Origin of the sequence: Bradyrhizobium australafricanum (assembly GCF_020329495.1) — a bacterium.
GTDB lineage: Bacteria > Pseudomonadota > Alphaproteobacteria > Rhizobiales > Xanthobacteraceae > Bradyrhizobium > Bradyrhizobium australafricanum.
The window spans coordinates 40,090-58,401 of record NZ_JAGKJL010000056.1 but is presented as its reverse complement, the minus strand read 5'-3'; the positions used below and the strand labels follow the sequence as shown (position 1 = coordinate 58,401).

The window sequence follows — 18,312 nt, the reverse complement described above, 5'->3', positions numbered from 1 at the left end:
CGATCGAGGACAGCGTCTTCTTCGGCTTCGGCGCCGCGTAGTAGTAGATGTCCTGGTAGTCGATCTTCGGATAGTCGACGCGCGCCCAGGTCGGCTCGGTCATGGTCAGCCAGCGGCGATACGCCTCCAGGCGCCATTCCAGCATCCAGGCCGGTTCATTCTTCTTTGCGGAGATGAAGCGGACGGTGTCTTCCGACAGCCCCTTCGGGGCCTTGTCGGACTCGATCAGCGTCTCAAACCCATATCGATACTGGTCGACGTCGATGCGCCGGACGCGCTCGACCGTCTCTTGTACAGCTACCATTGCCCCCTCCGCTCGCGCACGAACAACTCCGGCCGACGACGGTCCGCCTGCGTCCCCTCCGAGCCGATCGCGCAAGTCACAGCCAACGGGGGACCAGCGAGTGAGAAAACCGGGTGACCGATCCAGATAGACACCGCCTTCGCTGGTGTCTTCATCATGTGTGCCGGAGCCCCACTCATCGGCTAGTCTCTTATGCCGGCACGCAGGTGTCGGGCACTGGGCAAACGACAGCGCATTGCGGCGCCTCAAAATGCCCCTCACATTGGGTGCACTGGGCCGGATTGATCACGTATATGTCGTTCTTCAGGCTGATCGCGGCGTTGGGACATTCGAACTCACACGCGCCGCAGACAGTGCACTGGGACGCGATTATCTTGTAGGGCATCACTGCGATTCCATAGCAAAAGTGAGGGACCGCTTCTTGCGTTCAAGTCTTATGCCAAAGAGCCTGGGCTTGATTTGTCTCGGTTATTTTCCAAAGCACTTGTCGCCGCCTCAACGGTTGTCGCAAATGCGACAATGTGCATGACGGCAGGACGCCTTAGCTTGAGCCCATGGTCGATCCGGCGGCAGTCGACCAACGAGGTCAACCGCGTCCACCGGCTGATCTTTCAGATGGCCGCGGTAGCGCAGCTACAGATCGGCACCGTCCCCTCCGAGTGCTCCGCTACTGCGTCAGGTTCGCCAGTGCCGATCATATCGGTTCTGCTGACGGACGGCGGCGGATTTAGCGACAGCGCGCTACGATGAAGAGCCGGTGCAGTCGTCACCAATCCGATGCGCATCTCCACAGCACGACCAGAAATGTCGCACTGATCGCGCAGATAGCCGATAAAAGTCGGTTTGATGATCGCGGCCCCACCGGGCGAGCCGTTGCAGGCAATACTCAATCCTATCGGATTACCCGCAGACGTGCATTCATATACCCTCTATTGGACGAACAGTTTGTCTCCCATGACGCGTCGGCCTTCGTTCCGCGTTCCAGGGACATGCCAGCGGCGCTCTGCAGGTTGATAGAGCCCAAAAAAAAGCCACCCCGAAGGGTGGCCCAAGTCAGGGAGGAAACGCCCGTGTGGGGCCTCTGGGATCAGGCCGCAGCCTGTTCGATCGGAGAGAAGGGGAGCCCGAGGCTCTCGGCAACCGCCTTGTAAGTGAGCCGGCCTCGATGGACATTGAGACCCGCGCGCAGGTGCGGATTCTCGAGCACGGCGGAAAAACCCTTGTTGGCCAAAGCCAAACCAAATGGCAGAGTGGCGTTGTTCAGTGCCTGGCTCGAGGTCAACGGCACAGCGCCGGGCATATTGGCCACGCAATAATGGATGATGCCATCCACCTCGTAAGTTGGATCGGCGTGGGTGGTTGGATGCGATGTCTCAAAGCAGCCGCCCTGATCGATAGCGACATCCACGATGACCGCGCTCTTGCGCATTGAGCTCAGCATGCTCCGGCGGACCAGCCTCGGTGCGCTCGCTCCTGGAACGAGCACCGCACCAATTACCACATCGGCCGCAAATACTTCCTCCTCTACGGATTCGATGGTGGAAAACCTGGTACGAACGCGACCTTCGAATAGCTCGTCCAACTCGCGGAGCCGGGGTATCGAACGGTCGAAGATGGTGACCTCCGCGCCCAAACCGACCGCCATGCGTGCCGCGTGCGTGCCAACGACGCCACCCCCGATCACCACGATCCGAGCCGGCTGAACACCGGGCACTCCACCGATTAGCAGCCCTCGTCCGCCTGCACTGCGCTTCAGCGCACTACCCGCCGCTTCGATCGCAAGCCGACCCGCGACCTCGCTCATCGGCGCCAGCAGTGGAAGGCCCCCATGAGCATCGGTTACGGTCTCATAGGCGATCGCGGTGCACCCAGATTTGAGGAGTCCCTTGGCCTGCTCCGGGTCTGGCGCCAGATGCAGGTAAGTGAAGAGGATCTGGCCCTCCCGCAGCTGGCTCCATTCGGACGGCTGAGGCTCCTTAACCTTTACGATCATCTCGCTCGATGCGAATACCTCGCCTGCAGAAGCCAGGATCGTTGCGCCGACGGCGCGATAATCGTCATCGGTTGCACCAATGCCGGCACCGGCATTGGTCTCGATCATCACGCGGTGGCCCGCTGCCACGTATTCGCGGACGGCTCCAGGGGTAAGGCCCACGCGATATTCGTGCGCCTTGATTTCCTTGGGGACCCCGACCTTCATTTGAAAACTCCCTGCCTGGAGGGGCATTTTTAATCGGAAGAGCGCAGCGATATTGCGATCCAGGCGCGTATATGGCGCAGAAATTCAGCGATCTTTCGCCAGCTACGCAGGATTTCAAACCCACAGATGCGAAGCGGATTGAATGACTTGCTCTTTGAGCTTAACCGCCATTCCCGCATGCTCGCCGCAAACGGGTGCGGTGTGTTCAACAGATCCGAGGCAATTGTTCGCCCGACAACCAGTCGACAATTCGTCCGCTGCCGAAACTGGTCGCCATTTGCACAAATTTGTGTTCGTCAGCGACCGCCTCGCCAATATCGGCTGCATCGCACCCGAGTGGATGCGCCTTCATGGCTGCAAGCACGGCGTCGGCCACATCAGGCGCGACGATCGCAACGAGCTTGCCCTCATTGGCGACATGGATCGGATCAAGCCCAAGAAGCTCGCAGGTGGCCGCAACGGCGGGCTTTATGGGAATGGCCGCTTCCTGCAGACGAAACCCGAGGCCCGATTGATGCGCAATCTCGTTGAGAGCGGCGGCAAGTCCGCCCCGCGTGGGGTCACGCATCACCCGGATGCCGCGCCCACCGGCCGTCATCATGACCGTCACCAAGTCATGCAGCGATGCGGAATCCGAGATGATCTCAACTTGAAGAGCAGCGTGCTGGCGCGCTGACATGATCGCCACTCCATGGTCGCCGAGGCTGCCGGACACCAGCACGCGGTCCCCGATCCTTGCCTTGTCCGCTGAGAGATCGAGGCCATCGGCCAGGAACCCGATGCCCGTCGTAGAGATGAACAGGCCGTCCGCCTTGCCGCGCTCGACGACCTTGGTGTCTCCAGTGATGATGTAAACGCCGGCAGCGCGCGCCGCCTCGCCCATCGACTGTGCAATCGTCCTGAGATCCGAAAACCGGAACCCCTCCTCAATGATGAAGCTGGCCGATAGATAGAGCGGACGTGCGCCGGCCATCACGACATCATTGATCGTGCCGTGCACAGCCAGTGACCCGATATTGCCTCCGGGAAAGAACAGCGGCGAAACGACATAGCCGTCGGTCGTCATTACCATCCTGCCTGCCGCAACATCGAACGCCGCCTGATCATTGCAGCGGGCAAGCCATTCATTACCGAAGGCTTGGTGAAAAACGCAGGAGATCAGTTGCGCCATGGCACGGCCTCCGGATCCGTGGGAAAGATCAACGCGTCCGTTGTCGACGTCGAGCTTGCCTTGATAGGCCTTTACGCTCATGACATCCGCCTCACCTGGTCATCGCGAACTCGGCCATAGGTCCAATACGCGGCACAAGCGCCTTCCGAGGAGACCATGCAGGACCCGACGGGTGTTTCTGGCGTGCAGACGGTTCCAAACAGCTTGCAATCGACCGGCCGCTTGGCGCCGCGCAGGATCGCGCAGCACTCGCATGCCGGATTGTCGGCGACACGCAGCTCGTGCATCGCAAAACGCGCCTCGGCGTCAAATCCCGCGTAAGCCCGCTTCAACTTCAGCCCACTGTTGGGGACGAGCCCAAGCCCACGCCATTCGAACTGCTCACGCAATTCGAATACCTGCGAAACCTCGTCCTTGGCGCGTCGGTTGCCTTGGCGGGTCACCGCACGGCTGTACTGGTTCTCTACCTCGTAACGGCCTTCGTTTACCTGGCGTACCAGCATCAGGATCGCCTGCATCACGTCGAGCGGCTCAAATCCCGCGATCACGATCGGCTTGCCGAATTGCTCCGCCAGGGGCTCGTAAGGCTGCGTACCGATGATCGTGCTGACATGTGCAGGACCAACGAAGCCGTCGATCGCGACCCCGCCGATATTACGCATCTTCGGGTTCTCGAGAATGCTGTGCATCGCAGAGGGCGTAAGCACATGGTTGCAGAACACGCTAAGGCCCCTCAGCCGCTTCTTTTCGGCAATCCGGATCATCACCGCGGTCGGCGGCGTCGTGGTCTCAAATCCGATGGCAAAGAAGACCACCTCCCGGCTTGGCACCTGTTCGGCGAGCCGGATAGCGTCGAGCGTCGAATAGACCATCCGAATGTCTGCTCCGAGGGCTTTGGCTCGCATCAGGGACTGCCCCTGCGACCCCGGCACGCGCATCAGGTCGCCATAGACGCACAGAGTGACCTCCGGCCGCTCGACGAGCCGGATCGCCATGTCAATCCGGCTGGCGGGCAGAACGCAGACGGGACAACCGGGCCCGTGGATCATACGAATGTTCGCGGGCAGCAAATCCTCGAGGCCGTAGCGGGAGATCGCATGAGTGTGTCCGCCGCAGAATTCCATGAACCTGTAAGCCCGTCGCGCACCGGCTTCGGCGCCAATTGCCCGCGCAAGTCCCTGTGCGATGGTCCTGTCACGAAATTCGTCGACATACTTCATGGTCGGGGTTCCTGCCCTGCACTGCCGAGCTCCTGCAAGAGCTCCAACGTGCGCGTGGCTTCTGCCGGGTCGATCTTGGAGAGCGCATAACCGACATGGACCAGAACGCTGTCGCCGACGTCGAGCTCTTCGATGAGAGCAATCGATATTTCCAGGCTGACCCCATCGATGGACACGATCGCCATATCGTCGGGAAGAATTTTTGATACCTTTGCCGGGACCGAAAGACACATATCAGGCTACTCCTTCCAGGGCTGCAGACCGTTCAATAATCTGCAGAGCGGCAATCCACGCCTGGCCGAGGCTCAAACCTCCATCGTTGGGCGGCAGCTGCCGTGGCACCAGCGGGGTGAGGCCTGCGCTGCGGCAACCGCGCTCAATTTCATCCGCCAGCACCGCGTTCAGAAAGCAGCCGCCGCTTAGAACGATGGTATTGACGCCTGTTTTCCGTGCAGAGCGACTGACCCAGTCAATGCAAGCGGCGGCAAAGGTGCCATGAAACAGCCCGGCTCCTTCCGCCGCGTCGATGTCGTCTGCAATCAACCGCGCAAACAGTGGACGAAGCGATAATACGCCGCGGTCGATGGTCCAGCCGGTATCGAAAATCGCAGTCCGCCGCACCAACGCCTCGAGCTTCATCGCGGCTTCGCCCTCATAGCTCTGCACACATGCGATTCCCAGCAGCGCTGCCGCGGCATCGAACAACCGGCCCGCGCTGGTCGTGGTGGCCCCGCCCGGCTGATCGAGCAATACCGACATGCGCTCAGCCTGCCGCTGCGCAGCAAAGCGAGGCCCGATTTCGTTACCCCGGCCGAGCGCCTGCAATATTGCGCTTGCCATACGCCACGGCTCGCGCGCCGCCCGCTCTCCACCAGGCATTTGCAAAGGCGCGAGATGCCCGATGCGTCGACACCTTGTTCCTTCGCACAGCAACAGCTCGCCACCCCAGTTACCGCCGTCGGAACCGAAGCCATGGCCGTCGAGCACCAGGGCAAGCGCCGGTCCGGCATGGCCATGCTCAGCAATGACGGCGGCAGCGTGGGCGTGGTGATGCTGGACGGCGATAAGGGCCCGGCCGCTTGCTTCCGCAAAGCGGGTCGATGCCATATTGGGATGCAGATCATGGGCAATGACGACAGGCTCCACATCAAGGGTCGATGCGAGGTGGCGGATCGTCTCCTCGAACACGCGGATGCCTTCGGCGGTATCGAGATCGCCTATATGCTGGGAGACGAAGGCTTCGTTGTCCCGCGTGATGGTGACAGTCGATTTCAGCGCGCCGCCGACGGCGAGCACGACCGGCACAGACCTCGCAAGCCGGATCGGTTCGGGGACGTAGCCACGTGCGCGGCGTACGAATTGGGTCCGGCCGGCCACCACCGACAGCAAGGAGTCATCGGCACGTGTCAGGATATCGCGATCATGGGTTACGACTAGGTCTGCAATCCCTTCGAGCCGCCACAGCGCCTGCGCATTGTCGATCAGGAGCGGTTCGCCGCAAGAATTGGCGCTGGTTGCGACGATGACCGGGCACGCCCCCTCAAGCCACGCTCCCGTCGAGCGAAGCGCGTGAAAGATGAGGTGATGCAGTGCCACGACCGGCAGCATGACACCAACGCGCGATAAGCCAGGAGCTATGGCGGGCGCCAGATTATTGCGCGAAGGCAGAAGGACAACGGGACGTGCTACGGATTCAAGCAGCGCAAGCTCGGCCCCATTCGCTTCTGCGATTTCGTTGACCAGCTCTGTGGAACCGACCATGACCGCGAACGGCTTCTGAAGGCGGTGCTTTCTGCTGCGCAATCGCTGCACGACGTCCTGGTTGCGTGCATCGCAGAGCAGTTGATATCCGCCGAGCCCCTTTATGGCCACGATTTGGCCGCCGGCGATCGCCGCGACAATGGCATTGATCCCATGGCTGAGCCGAGGACCGCATATCGGACACGCGATCGCCTCCGCATGAAACCTGCGGCTCGCTGGATCGGCATATTCGGCCGCGCAGGCAGCGCACAGCCTGAAAGCTTTCATGACCGTGTTGTGGCGATCATACGGAAGCTGTTCGGCGATCGTATAGCGCGGGCCGCAATGGGAACAGCTGACGAACGGATAAAGGTAATGGCGATTTTCGGGATCGAACAGCTCACTCAGGCATTGCTGGCACGTCGCGGCATCGGCGACGATCCGCGCTGATAACTTGCCACCCTCGCTCGTGCCGATCGAAAAGCCTTTTGTCGCGAGCGCCCCAGTCTGCTGAACGCAGATGCGGTCGATGTGTGCCAGTGGAGGCAGTTCGAGCGGCAATGCGGCGACAAACTCGGGCGCGCGGCGACCCTCGACTTCGATGGTGACGCCCTCGGAGCTGTTGACGACAAACCCCGCTAATCCGTACCGCGTGGCGAGGCCATAAACGTAGGGGCGAAAGCCGACCCCTTGCACGGCCCCGCTCACGCGCACGCGCAGCCGTGTTCGGTCGCAGGTGGTGGCGCTCATCGCCTCGTGTCCTCCAAGGCGCGCCTGTGATGCGCTGCCTGCTTATCGATCCAGGCGTAGAGCCCGCCAAAACCCTCGCCGGTCCGCGCCGAAACCGTGAGTACTTCGATCTTTGGATTGACGCGTCTTGCATATTCGACGGTCTTGCCCAAATCGAATTCAAGCAGCGGCGCCAGATCAACCTTGTTGATCAGCATGAGTGAAGAAGCGCCAAATGTATCCGGATATTTGAGCGGCTTGTCTTCACCTTCAGTGGTCGACAACACCACGATCTTGCAGGCCTCGCCAAGATCGAAGGCCGCGGGACAGACCAGATTACCGACATTCTCGATGAAGAGGATACCGCCAATGAGCGGCGGCAGGCGGCGATAAGCTCCGCCAATCATAGCAGCATCAAGATGACAACCCTTTCCGGTATTGACTTGAATGGCTGGCACGCCGGTCGCGCGAATGCGTTCGGCATCGTTCGAGGTCTGCTGGTCGCCTTCGATCACCCCGATCGGACGGCTGCGCTTGAGCTCGGACACGGCGCGGACCAACAGCGAAGTTTTGCCTGCACCGGGACTGGACACGAGATTGAACACGAGGAGCTCATCGGCCACGAAGAGCGCGCGGTTATCCGCCGCGATCCTGCTATTCTTGCTAAGGATGTCGCGCTCGATCTGAATGACCCGCTCGCGGCGCATGTCCGCGACCTTCAAGCCAGCCGGGCCGGCGCTGCAGTCCAGAATCGCTTGCCCAGCATCCGCCCTCCGACGGCCAGGATGATGATCGTGATCATGGATGTGGCGAGCATGCTTTGAACGCTGCAGGTCCTGGTCGTTATGCAGATGCGCCTCATGGCGATCGCAATCGTCCTGCACATGAGGATAGTCGCGAGCTCGGCCTTGCGCATTATTCGCTTCGGAGGGCTCGGTCGAAGGAGTCCCTTCGCTGCAGCCGCATACGCCACACATCAATCGATCTCCAGCTCTTTCACCCGCATCTCTTCGCCCGCGGTGACCTGCAACTGGTAGCTGCCGCAACAAGGACAGCTTTCACCGCGCCGTGCAATCTCGACGCTCTTCGAACAGGTCATGCACCAGGCCTCGCCGGGGCGTTCGATGATTCTAAGAGCCGCGCCCTCGGCAATGGTCCGCGTTGCGACGACACCAAAGCAGAACCTGATCGCTTGCGGCGTGACATGGCTCAAGGCCCCGATCTCCAGACGGATGCTCCGCACCAGCGAAAACGATCGGCGATGCGCTTCTTCCTCGACGATTTCGATGATGCTCTGACAAAGGGCCATTTCATGCATCGTCAACTTTGCGAAACTTGAGTGTGAATCCGACGCAGGGATCAAGCGATTCGATCACCGCACGAACCGCTTTCTGATGCCGTCTCGCCGTCAGCACCGCGCCCTGCAGGTTACGGACAAGCGGTCCGCGCCTATGGAAATTCCATTCCGTCGGAGCAAGAAATTCGAAGCGGTGTATCTGGCCCTGAGGATCAAGCTCAACCGCGTGATAGAGGCGACCCCTGGCGCATTCCACCGCGGCCGCTGCACGTCGAGGACCTAACCTGTAGCTTTCGACGATCCCAGGCTCCGCTGCGTCGATATGAGCACCGGACTTGAGCCAATCGCATAGCCGAACGATCTCTGCAATTCTGGCCTTCAGCCGCTCAACCGGACCGGACCGCCCCAGCCAGAGCCGCTCACGCGTCATTTGGCGCGCCCATGGACCTGTCTCGGGCGCACGGCCCCCAAGGTCGGGACAATGGCAAAATGTCGGGTCATCGCCGAGCAGCCGTTCAACGATGTTGCGGTCGTCGGCGACGGACAGGAACGAGTGCGCGATCCGGATGGACTTCAAGTCGACCTCATCAAGCGCTGCAATGCAAAGCGCGGACGGGCTGCCGGGCCTTGGCACGCCATCTTCATTCGGCATGCCAAGTGCAGTGAGCGCAGCAACAATCTGAGCTATCGCTTCGCGTCGAGCAGAGCCGCGAGCTGGCCGGGCGCTGCCGACAAGCATGGACAATGCCCGTATAAGGGACCGGATCGCCGCCGCACTGGCGTTCGGCGCAGGATGCGCGACAAAGAGAGCCCGCAGCAATTCTGAGATGCGTTCGGCAACGACCATGATCATACGACGCTGCTTTGTCGCGAGGATGATCTCTTCGTCACGCGCCGCTTCGATCGCGGACAGCAATGCGGCCTGCTGCGCAGCGGCACATAAGGTGAAGAGCTGCGGCAGCGCATTGAGCAACGACGATGGCGGTTTGCCGGCGAACAGCCGCGCCAGCGGCGGCCTGGCTCGCGGCAGGATCTCGACCGCGGCGATGACGTCGGCAGCAAGCGATATGGTGACATCGATTTTGTTGCGGGCGATAAGACTCATGCGCACCGCTCTGCCACCATCTCGCGCAAGAAATGCCGCCGATTGATCGAATAAAGATGTGATGCTTGGAAATGACGTTGCGTTCGGCGGTAGTCCGGCCACACCATGGCAGGGACCGCTACTTCGGCAATGGCGCCACCCACGTCTTTGCGTGCGGAACTCGCCGAGAGCAGGAAGCAACAGGTGCTCGAGCTCAACGGCGCGATTTCGCTGAAAACAAGTTCAACGTCACCGGATCGAACTGAGCGCAGGTTCGACCTCTGCCCAGCATGCCTTGAGCAGGTGCAGTTACCCAGGCAGACGGCCACCTTCATGGCCCAAAGCGCGCCCATTACGCTATCGCACCTACCTTCTGCGCGTGCGAAACCCGATCGCTTCGACCCTGGACATGGATCGTTCAAGACCGATCGCGTGCGCATGGCTCGACCGGCGATATCCCAACAGGCTGCTACGAGCATCTCGTCAGACGCCGACACCTCGGCGTGCTTGCGCCTGCGAAAGTCCTGTCCACGCTCAAGCATCACCTTCAGCCGACGCAAAGCCGGCCTTGGACGCACGAAAGCCGAAGCAGCTTTTAGTTTTTCGCGCGCAACGCGCTCGCGCAGCAGTCTGCGTCGCCATCGTTCTCCGGTGGTTGCGCACGATTCAGCCAAGGCCACATTGCGCGCGCGCCGGCTGTGAGAACCGACCGGACGCCAAACAGTCTCCAAGCTCTTCATGAGACGTAAGCCTTCATGATTTCCTGCAAACGTTCGGCAGAATCCTCGAAATCCTCGTCGGCAGCCAACGCAACAATCGGCACGTCGCCGACCTCCAATGTGTCGAGAATGATGGTGTCCATAGAGTTGAAGAACTGCACCGACCAGACGTTCCGGATCCCGGTCGCTTGCACCCGGCATGTGCCGTAGCCGCGGAAGATGAGTTGGACCGGACCATTGCCCAGGCTCTGCTGCAGAAACGCCAGATCAACGGTATTCATCGGCAGCAGTGTCAGATTGATGACATGCGCGCGCATGCCATGCCGCCAGACGCGGGCCCTCTCGCGTATTTCGGCGAGCACCGGCAACACGTTCATTGCGCCGTTCGGCGCCGCACCGATCACCAGATCGGTCGACGTCAGGTCTGTTGCGGCGCGTCGCACAATCTGCGGGATCGCCCCGATCTCAACGTATTCGTGCGCCGGTTCAGTCCCGGTGCGCACGCGCCAAATTCCTGCAAGCACGGACTCCTTGATTTCCGCCAGAGAGCCATCTGGTAGCGCAACGAAGCCGGCAACCTCGCCTTCCCCAAGCACTTCGGCAATCAGCTTGCGCTCGGGATCACTGAGATCCGCGAGCCCATACAGTTGCGTGCGTGCGCCGCTCTGCTGGCCGCGAGCGGCAGCAGCGGCGTTCGATAACAGGGCGATGGCATTCGGACAGTTTCTTGCAAGCTCGCCGCCATCGCACCAAACGCGCTCGGCGAGCGCCCCCACAGCCGCGGGCCCGCTATGGATGACGTCGAGACTATCCGCATCCACAGGAAGCGCGCTCATCGGCGACGCAGGGCTTTCGTCTCCGTTGCGGGCCGCCGTTTTCATGATCCGACGTTCCGGTGAACGTGCCGAATGGCAATGCTATTGGCGATCCAGGCGGTACCCGCTTGTGGTCGTACGATCGATGCCGACATGGGGGCGATCTTGTCCAACCGGACCTGACTCTTGCCGACCAGGCGCAGTGTAGCGCGCTGAGGGCATTCGATCGGCCTCGGCGGGCCACGCAGGCCGAGCCGCCCGCCCGGTTCGTCACCGGCGCCGCGTGCGGTTACGACCCGTTGCACGGGCCGCCGGAGCGCCTTGGTCTGTTCAGAAAGCGCGGTTGCGACGTGGATCGCCCAGCGTGAATATAAGGGGCCCACTGCCGACGGCAGCTCCACGCCTTTCTTCCCGGGATCCTGCCCGGCCAGATGAGCATCGCCGCCCGCTCTCTCCACCTCGGACAGACCAGGCCGCGCCAGATCATGCTGAGCCGGCTGGAACTTCATCAGACGCCTTTCCGATAGTCTTCGGGTTCTTCTCGGCGAGGTCTTAGCAAGGCACATGCCAATGATCGTCTCGCTGCGATCGCATTCCCGGCCGGAGCAGTGGCTGTAAGCGCTTTACATTTTCTCTGTAAAAGTTGCCTACGATTGCAAATCGGTTCGTGAGCAGGGGCCGGCAACACGATGTCCGCGCTCGGCACCCCGCTAGCGTAGATGGTCGGGCAATTGCGGCTCATGACCAATCAAGTCCGCAAAGAAGCGATCGCAGTCCTCGCCGTTGAGACCAGCCTCGAGCCCGTCGAGTGCTTCCGAGATTCGCCTTGCTTCATCCTCCTCCAAGGGCCGCACCGCTGTGTCGATATGGACGAGCACCTTGGCGCCGACCATCGCGCCGGAGAGCAGCATGACCGAGACACGCCGCTTTTCACCGCCATACTCGCATAGCGCCGTGACGCCGTCGGTCTCAACAATCGTCATTGGTAAGCCAAGGCACATGGATAACCGCGGCCGCTAGATCGGCTGCGCCCTTTCATAATTGACATGGTCGATATTGTTCCCCAACAGCCGTTCCGATGCAGGCAGCGGGGCGGTCCGCGGTCTTGCCGGTGCGCCCCACTGGGCCAGCAGGTTGCAGGCCAGTTCGATCGCAGGCGTGATCTGAACACGCACCGGTGCAGTCAACGGACCGCCCCAATGCTCCAGGTCCAGCGGCTGACAGCCGATCAGAGCGAGCTCTCGCGGGCAGCGACCAAGCAGGTCGGCCGCACTCAAGACCTCCTGAAAGCCGGTCTGATGCAGGCTCAGCTTCTTGGCAGCGGTAAATTTCGGCACCTCGTCATCTCGCACGAGCTTCAACTGTCCGGGAGAAAGTCCATAATCGACGGCATCGAACACGATCAGGCAATCGGCCTGCTCGAGAAAACTGACGAGATAGAGCCCCTGCGTGCCACCATCGAGGATGGAGACGTTGTCATCGATGGTGTAGCGACGATAAAACTCCTCTACCACCCGCACGCCGAATCCCTCATCGGCCCATAGGATATTGCCGACGCCGAGCACCAGGATCCTTTTCTTGTTCTCCGGACTCAGCATCCGCCTCCCGGTCAATCGCGAAACTGACGCTGCCCCGAAATCATCGAGGAGATGCTCCGGCCCGACATGATGTCTTCCCGGATCACCGCGTAAATGTGGACCAGCGCAAAGGTCACGATCATCCACAGGCCGAGATGATGCCAGGTACGGACGTCTTGACCGTTCGGGCAGATTGCAAATACCCAGCCGAACGACTTGTACTGCCAGCTGTCACGACCGACGCCCTGCCCGTAAAGTGCAAAGCCCGTGACGATCATGAACGTGGTGGTCTGCGTGAACATGAAGAACATCGCGAGCTGAGCCAACCGATTGTGCCCGACGTGCCTTTCGGGCTCAGCTGCAAGGAAGGCGTACCAGCGCATTTCGTCGTACACTTCGCGCCAAAAGCATCTGCGCCAGAGCGGCACGCAAAAGATCTGCATGGCATGCGGGTTTCCCATCAAGGCCCAGTAGATGCGCAGCATAAATCCGACGCCGAGCACATATCCCGCCAAGAAATGCGCAAAGCGGATATAGCCGAACAGGAAATTGTCGCTAGCCTCCCCCGGCATTGCCGGTGTCCCAGTTCCAATGAGATAACCGGTTATGCCCAGCACCAGAATGGCCACCGCATTGCCCGCGTGCCACAGTCGCACCGGCGCTTCATAAACGTAGGCGGCCCCGTGAACAGTCGGCGCTGCATCGACGATGGCAACGGTTTTCGGAGCCTTGTCCAGTATGGACCTAACGAACATCGACTGAAGCCATTTCTTGGCCGGAAGGACTGATCACGTGGGTCGAGCACGCCAGGCACGGATCAAAGGAATGGATCGTGCGCAAGATCTCCAAGGGCCGCTGCGGATCGGCGACCGGAGTACCGATCAGGGAGGCTTCAAAAGCGCCAATATTTCCCTGGTGGTCGCGAGGAGACCCGTTCCATGTCGTCGGCACGACACATTGGTAATTGTCGATCTTGGCGTTCTTGATCTTGATCCAGTGCCCGAGCGCACCGCGCGGCGCTTCAGTGAAACCGTAGCCCCTGGCCTCATTAGGCCAGCCTTCCGGCTTCCACTTGCTAACGTCGGCAGTTGCGCTATTGCCTTGCTTGATATGGACGACCAGCTTGTCCTGGAAATAGCGCATCTGATGCGCCGCCCACTGGCATTCGAGTGCCCGCGTCACGGTACGGCCAAGCGTCGAAAACAGCGCGCTCAACGGAAGATTGAGCCCCTTGAGCAGCCTCTCGGCCGGCTCCTTGAATTCGGCTTTGCCTTGCGCATAACCGATGATGTATCGCGCCAATGGCCCCACCTCGACCGCGTGGCCGCGCCAACGCGGCGCTTTGATCCAGGAATACCTGCCGTCTTCGTCGAGTTCCTTGATATCTGTTCTGCTGCCTTTGACCTTTGCCCCTAGCTCAAAATTCGGTTCGGTGACGCCATCCCAGGGATGGAGGCCGCTGAACTCGCTAGGGTATTTATACCATGAATGCGCGACGAATTCCTGGATCTGCTCGGGATCGCCATGGTCGATCGGCAAAATCTCCTCAAGATTGCCGCCAAGAATGACGCCGCGCGGCAGCTTGAGACTTTTCGCGGAACAGTCGTTAGCGTTTTCGGGGATGTCGCCATAGGACATCACGCTTTTGCTAGAAAGCCCGCCGCCATGCAGCCAGTCCTTATAGAACGAGCCGATCGCTGCGATGTCGGGCAGATAGACCTGCTCGACAAACTCGATCGAACGGTCGATGACCGAGGACACCAGGTTAAGCCGCTCCATATTGATCGCGCCAACCGCACCATTTCCGTCGATGTTGATCGCGCAGGCCACGCCGCCGACCAGCCAGTTCGGATGCGGATTCTTGCCCCCATAGATGGCTTGGATCTTGACGATCTCCTTCTGGAAGTCGAGCGCTTCCAGATAATGCGCCACGGCCATCAGGTTCATTTCCGGCGGCAGCTTGTAAGCCGGATGCCCCCAATAGCCGTTCTTGAACGGACCGAGTTGCCCTGACCCGAAGAACTTGGTGAGCCTGATCTGCAAATCCTTGAAATAGCCAGGAGACGACAGCGGCCAGGGCGAGATGGACTGCGCCAGCGCCGAGGCGGACCTGGGATCAGCCTTGAGCGCGGAGACCACGTCGACCCAATCCAGCGCGTGCAGGTGATAGAAATGCACGAGATGATCATGCACAAGCAGGCACAGCTGCATGATGTTGCGGATCGAGTTGGCATTCTCCGGAATGGCGATCCCAAGTGCATTTTCAACGGCGCGCACGGAGGCGAGCGCATGGGTGCCGGTGCAGACACCGCAAATCCGCTCGGTGAACGCCCAGGCGTCGCGCGGATCCCGCCCGCGCAGGATGACTTCGATGCCACGCCACATCGTCCCGCTCGAGACCGCGTTGCGGATCACGTTGTTCGAATCGAGGTTGGCTTCGACGCGCAGGTGGCCCTCGATCCGGGTCAGCGGGTCGATTACAATTCGCTTGCCGGAACGATCGAGGTTGAACCCATTCGGTGTCTGGACGGCCACCGTCGTCCTCCCCTTAAGTTGGCTTATTTTTATGAGCTGCGCGATCCGGCTTGCGGGTCAATCGCTTCACGGCCGTGACCGCCGCATGTGCGGCTACGGTCAACCCAACCGCGCCGGCAGCGGCCATCCCGATCTGATCGGCGTTCTTCTCGATGCCGAACTGCTGGATGGCCGTGAGCCGATCGTAGAACGAACCTTTGTCCCAAAAGCCGTCTTCGGAGCAACTGAGGCAGCCGTGGCCGGATTGAATAGGGAATGAAACGCCCCCATTCCAGCGAAGCGTCGAACAGGCATTGTAGGTGGTCGGCCCCTTGCAGCCCATCTTGTACAGGCAGTAGCCCTTGCGGGCGCACTCATCGTCCCACTCCTCGACAAATTGGCCGGCGTCGAAATGCGAACGCCGATAGCACTTGTCGTGGATGCGCTGGGAATAAAACATCCTTGGGCGCCCTTGGCGATCGAGTTCAGGAAGCCTTCCGAACGTGGTTATGAAGGTCACGAGGCCGGTCATGACCTCTGCGATGGGGGGACACCCGGGAACCTTGACGATCGGCTTGTTGGAGATCACCTTGTCGATAGGCACAGTACCGGTCGGATTGGGCCTGGCCGCTTGAACGCAGCCCCAGGATGCGCAGGTCCCCCAAGCAATGACCGCCATGGACGCTTCCGCCATCCACCTGAGTCTCTCAACGAACGGCTTGCCGCCGTCAATGCAGAACATGCCTCCCTCGTTCAGCGGCGCGTTGCCTTCTACGGCAAGCACATACTTGCCATTGTACCTGGCACGGCTTTCCTGCAGGACGGCTTCGGCCTGGTGCCCAGCCGCGGCCATGACCATATCGTCGTAATCGAGTGAAATCATCGACAACAGCACGTCTTTGATCAACGGATGCGCTGAGCGGATGAAGCTTTCGGAGCAGCAGGTACACTCGAGCCCGTGCAGCCAAATGACGGGTATACGCGGTTTGGTCTCGAGGGCATTGGCGATACTGCTTGCTGCGAGCGGACCGAGTCCGAAGCTCGCGGCCGTCAAACTGCAGAATTTGTGGAAACTGCGACGCGTGATACCCTGACGTCTGATCACGCTGTAGAAGGTTTCCTCTATCCCGCCCATGAGCCCTTCCAAGTGACGCGTCAGCCGTAACGATGCTGACGTTCAGCAGCAAGAAATAGGCCACTGCACAGCAACTGACGGATACCAAGCCGTCGCTTGTGGATCTGCAGCAGGATTGGCGAGCTACGCGCAAGCTGCGCAATTGACCACTTGTCGTGCTTATGGTGTCCGGTTTGGACCGTCGACGTGAGAACTCCAACAATGCATCACAATGGCTCGCTCCTGGCGGCGACGGCGTCATACTCGCTCTTCAAGTACGGCCGCCGCACGATAATTGTCGCAGTTCGCGGCACCGTACTGATCACCGATTTCGATCAATGGCTCGTTCCAAGCACTGGGCCCGATCGTCCGACGCGGGTCGGCAAACGACCTTGCTGTCCTTTCAGGTTTGATGTCTGTCCGCAGCAGCAAGCATAATTTGCCAGTCATCCAAGCTGTTCATCGAGCATTTCCGACGGCAGCAAACTATCGAACTATTCCGGCATAGACGATATTTTGGACCTGCTCGCGGTAATACTTGCGGATCTCTCCGGGCGCGGCCGTGCCGACCACCACGACCAAGCGCTCCTTCGGATCACAGAAAAATTGTGTTCCGTAAGCGCCGGTCCAGGTGAACTCACCTGGACTGCCTGGAACGGCCGAGAGACCCTCGCTTATGCGCACAGCCACTCCGAGCCCGAACCCAAAGCCGCCGCGGTGCGGCTCCACATGAGCGACCTTATTTTTGATCTCTGGCCCAAGGTGGTTGGAGATCATGTGATGCACAGTCTTCGGACCGAGGATCCGCCGCCCATCGAGCTCCCCGCCGTTTAGCAGCATTTGCCCAAAGCGCACGTAGTCACCAACTGTCGCGAATGCACAGGCTCCCCCGCAGTCAAACCTCGTCCGACTTTCGAGGAGCTCGATGCTTTGTGGCTTTCCGGTCAGCGGGTCGTCTCTAAATGGACGCGCCAACCGCTTGCGTTGCGATGTCGACAAATGAAAAGTGGCATCCAGCATTCCGATCGGCTTCCACACGTTGCTGGAAAGATACTCGCCCAACGGCTGCTCGCTAACCTGCTCCACGACAGCTCCAAGCACGTCAGTCGAGAAGCCGTATTCGAACTCCGTGCCAGGTTGGTGCGCCAGCGGCAGCTTGGTAATGGCTTCGATGAAAGCCCGCTTATCGCCCTTGACCGGCGGAGCTGCGAAATCCGGATAGAGACGCGCCACCTGATCTGCGCTATCCGGTGGCGCACCATAGGTGAGCCCTGATGTGTGGCGATAAAGATCGTGGACGTAAATCGGAGAACTCTGCGCTTCGTATTTCAATGAGCCGTCAGGCTGCGGCACTCCCACCTTCATCTTTGCAAATTCGGGATAGTAATCCGTCAGTTTGGCCCGCAGAGGCAGGCGACCTTGTTCTGTGAGGGTGAGGCCGGCAACCGCCACCATCGGTTTGGTCATAGATGCGAGCGCAAATATCGCATCGTGCCGCATCGACGTTCTTTTTTCAGGATCGAGCTGCCCATACGCCTTGTAGTGAATCAGCTTGCCGTCTCTGGCGATTGCAACCACTGCGCCCGGCACGCGTTTGGTTGCGATTTCCCGAGCGAAGAACTCGTCCAGTCTGGCAAGCCGCTGACTGGAAACTCCGACGTCATCGGCCCTCGCCTCGGGCAAAGGCGCGCAGTGAGCTGAATTGAAGCTGATACCGGCAGCCGCCGCGGCCGCAACGAGTTTGTTCATGGTATCCTCGCCAAGAAAAGGGCCGATCTGACCTGCGATACTGCCGCTCGGTTAGTACCGGACATGCTTGGACAGCACA

The 18,312-nt window shown here is 60.4% G+C and carries 17 protein-coding genes and 1 pseudogene; all 18 read right to left on the bottom strand.

The window, feature by feature from the left end; genetic code table 11:
* A pseudogene (locus tag J6525_RS35435) lies at positions 1-304 on the bottom strand (Fe-S cluster assembly protein SufB); the annotation flags it as partial.
* A gap of 190 nt (positions 305-494) precedes the next feature.
* The gene (locus J6525_RS35430; RefSeq protein ID WP_057018034.1) at positions 495-689 is read right to left on the bottom strand and encodes a 4Fe-4S binding protein; all 195 of its coding nucleotides are present in this window, start codon (positions 687-689) and stop codon (positions 495-497) included.
* A 702-nt stretch (positions 690-1,391) separates the two neighbouring features.
* Positions 1,392-2,504, bottom strand: coding sequence for an alanine dehydrogenase (gene ald / locus J6525_RS35425; RefSeq protein WP_225648116.1), 1,113 nt, complete (start codon positions 2,502-2,504; stop codon positions 1,392-1,394).
* A gap of 205 nt (positions 2,505-2,709) precedes the next feature.
* Positions 2,710-3,756, bottom strand: a complete 1,047-nt coding sequence (hypE, locus tag J6525_RS35420) for a hydrogenase expression/formation protein HypE (protein WP_225648115.1) — start codon at positions 3,754-3,756, stop codon at positions 2,710-2,712.
* Positions 3,753-4,895 (bottom strand): hydrogenase formation protein HypD, encoded by a 1,143-nt coding sequence (gene hypD / locus J6525_RS35415; RefSeq protein WP_141342615.1) that lies wholly within the window; start codon positions 4,893-4,895, stop codon positions 3,753-3,755. The genes hypE and hypD overlap by 4 nt, the downstream gene beginning before the upstream one ends.
* Positions 4,892-5,128: a HypC/HybG/HupF family hydrogenase formation chaperone gene (locus tag J6525_RS35410; RefSeq protein WP_081334788.1), complete on the bottom strand. Its 237-nt coding sequence runs from the start codon at positions 5,126-5,128 to the stop codon at positions 4,892-4,894. The genes hypD and J6525_RS35410 overlap by 4 nt, the downstream gene beginning before the upstream one ends.
* A gap of 1 nt (position 5,129) precedes the next feature.
* The gene (gene hypF, locus J6525_RS35405) at positions 5,130-7,385 is read right to left on the bottom strand and encodes a carbamoyltransferase HypF (RefSeq protein WP_225648114.1); all 2,256 of its coding nucleotides are present in this window, start codon (positions 7,383-7,385) and stop codon (positions 5,130-5,132) included.
* On the bottom strand, positions 7,382-8,341 hold the full coding sequence (gene hypB, locus J6525_RS35400; protein ID WP_225648113.1) for a hydrogenase nickel incorporation protein HypB: 960 nt from the start codon (positions 8,339-8,341) through the stop codon (positions 7,382-7,384). The genes hypF and hypB overlap by 4 nt, the downstream gene beginning before the upstream one ends.
* On the bottom strand, positions 8,341-8,682 hold the full coding sequence (hypA, locus tag J6525_RS35395; protein WP_069279816.1) for a hydrogenase maturation nickel metallochaperone HypA: 342 nt from the start codon (positions 8,680-8,682) through the stop codon (positions 8,341-8,343). The genes hypB and hypA overlap by 1 nt, the downstream gene beginning before the upstream one ends.
* A complete protein-coding gene (locus J6525_RS35390) occupies positions 8,675-9,766 on the bottom strand; it encodes a hypothetical protein (protein WP_225648112.1) in 1,092 nt (363 codons plus the stop codon). Before J6525_RS35390 ends, hypA begins: the two co-directional genes overlap by 8 nt.
* Before the next feature lie 715 nt (positions 9,767-10,481).
* Positions 10,482-11,345, bottom strand: a complete 864-nt coding sequence (locus tag J6525_RS35385; RefSeq protein WP_225648111.1) for a hydrogenase expression/formation protein — start codon at positions 11,343-11,345, stop codon at positions 10,482-10,484.
* Positions 11,342-11,788, bottom strand: coding sequence for a hypothetical protein (locus tag J6525_RS35380; protein WP_225648110.1), 447 nt, complete (start codon positions 11,786-11,788; stop codon positions 11,342-11,344). Before J6525_RS35380 ends, J6525_RS35385 begins: the two co-directional genes overlap by 4 nt.
* 201 nt (positions 11,789-11,989) lie before the next feature.
* A complete protein-coding gene (locus J6525_RS35375; RefSeq protein WP_092090206.1) occupies positions 11,990-12,280 on the bottom strand; it encodes a HypC/HybG/HupF family hydrogenase formation chaperone in 291 nt (96 codons plus the stop codon).
* 15 nt (positions 12,281-12,295) lie between these two features.
* Positions 12,296-12,877, bottom strand: coding sequence for a HyaD/HybD family hydrogenase maturation endopeptidase (locus J6525_RS35370; RefSeq protein WP_225648109.1), 582 nt, complete (start codon positions 12,875-12,877; stop codon positions 12,296-12,298).
* Between the two features lie 11 nt (positions 12,878-12,888).
* Complete coding sequence (gene cybH / locus J6525_RS35365; RefSeq protein ID WP_249796272.1) at positions 12,889-13,611, bottom strand: Ni/Fe-hydrogenase, b-type cytochrome subunit; 723 nt, start codon at positions 13,609-13,611, stop codon at positions 12,889-12,891.
* Positions 13,601-15,391, bottom strand: a complete 1,791-nt coding sequence (locus J6525_RS35360) for a nickel-dependent hydrogenase large subunit (RefSeq protein ID WP_225648108.1) — start codon at positions 15,389-15,391, stop codon at positions 13,601-13,603. Before J6525_RS35360 ends, cybH begins: the two co-directional genes overlap by 11 nt.
* A 13-nt stretch (positions 15,392-15,404) precedes the next feature.
* Entirely contained in the window at positions 15,405-16,505 is a 1,101-nt protein-coding gene (locus J6525_RS35355) for a hydrogenase small subunit (protein WP_225648107.1), read from the bottom strand.
* A 465-nt stretch (positions 16,506-16,970) separates the two neighbouring features.
* Positions 16,971-18,233 (bottom strand): serine hydrolase domain-containing protein, encoded by a 1,263-nt coding sequence (locus J6525_RS35350; protein ID WP_225648106.1) that lies wholly within the window; start codon positions 18,231-18,233, stop codon positions 16,971-16,973.
* Positions 18,234-18,312 lie beyond the last annotated feature (79 nt).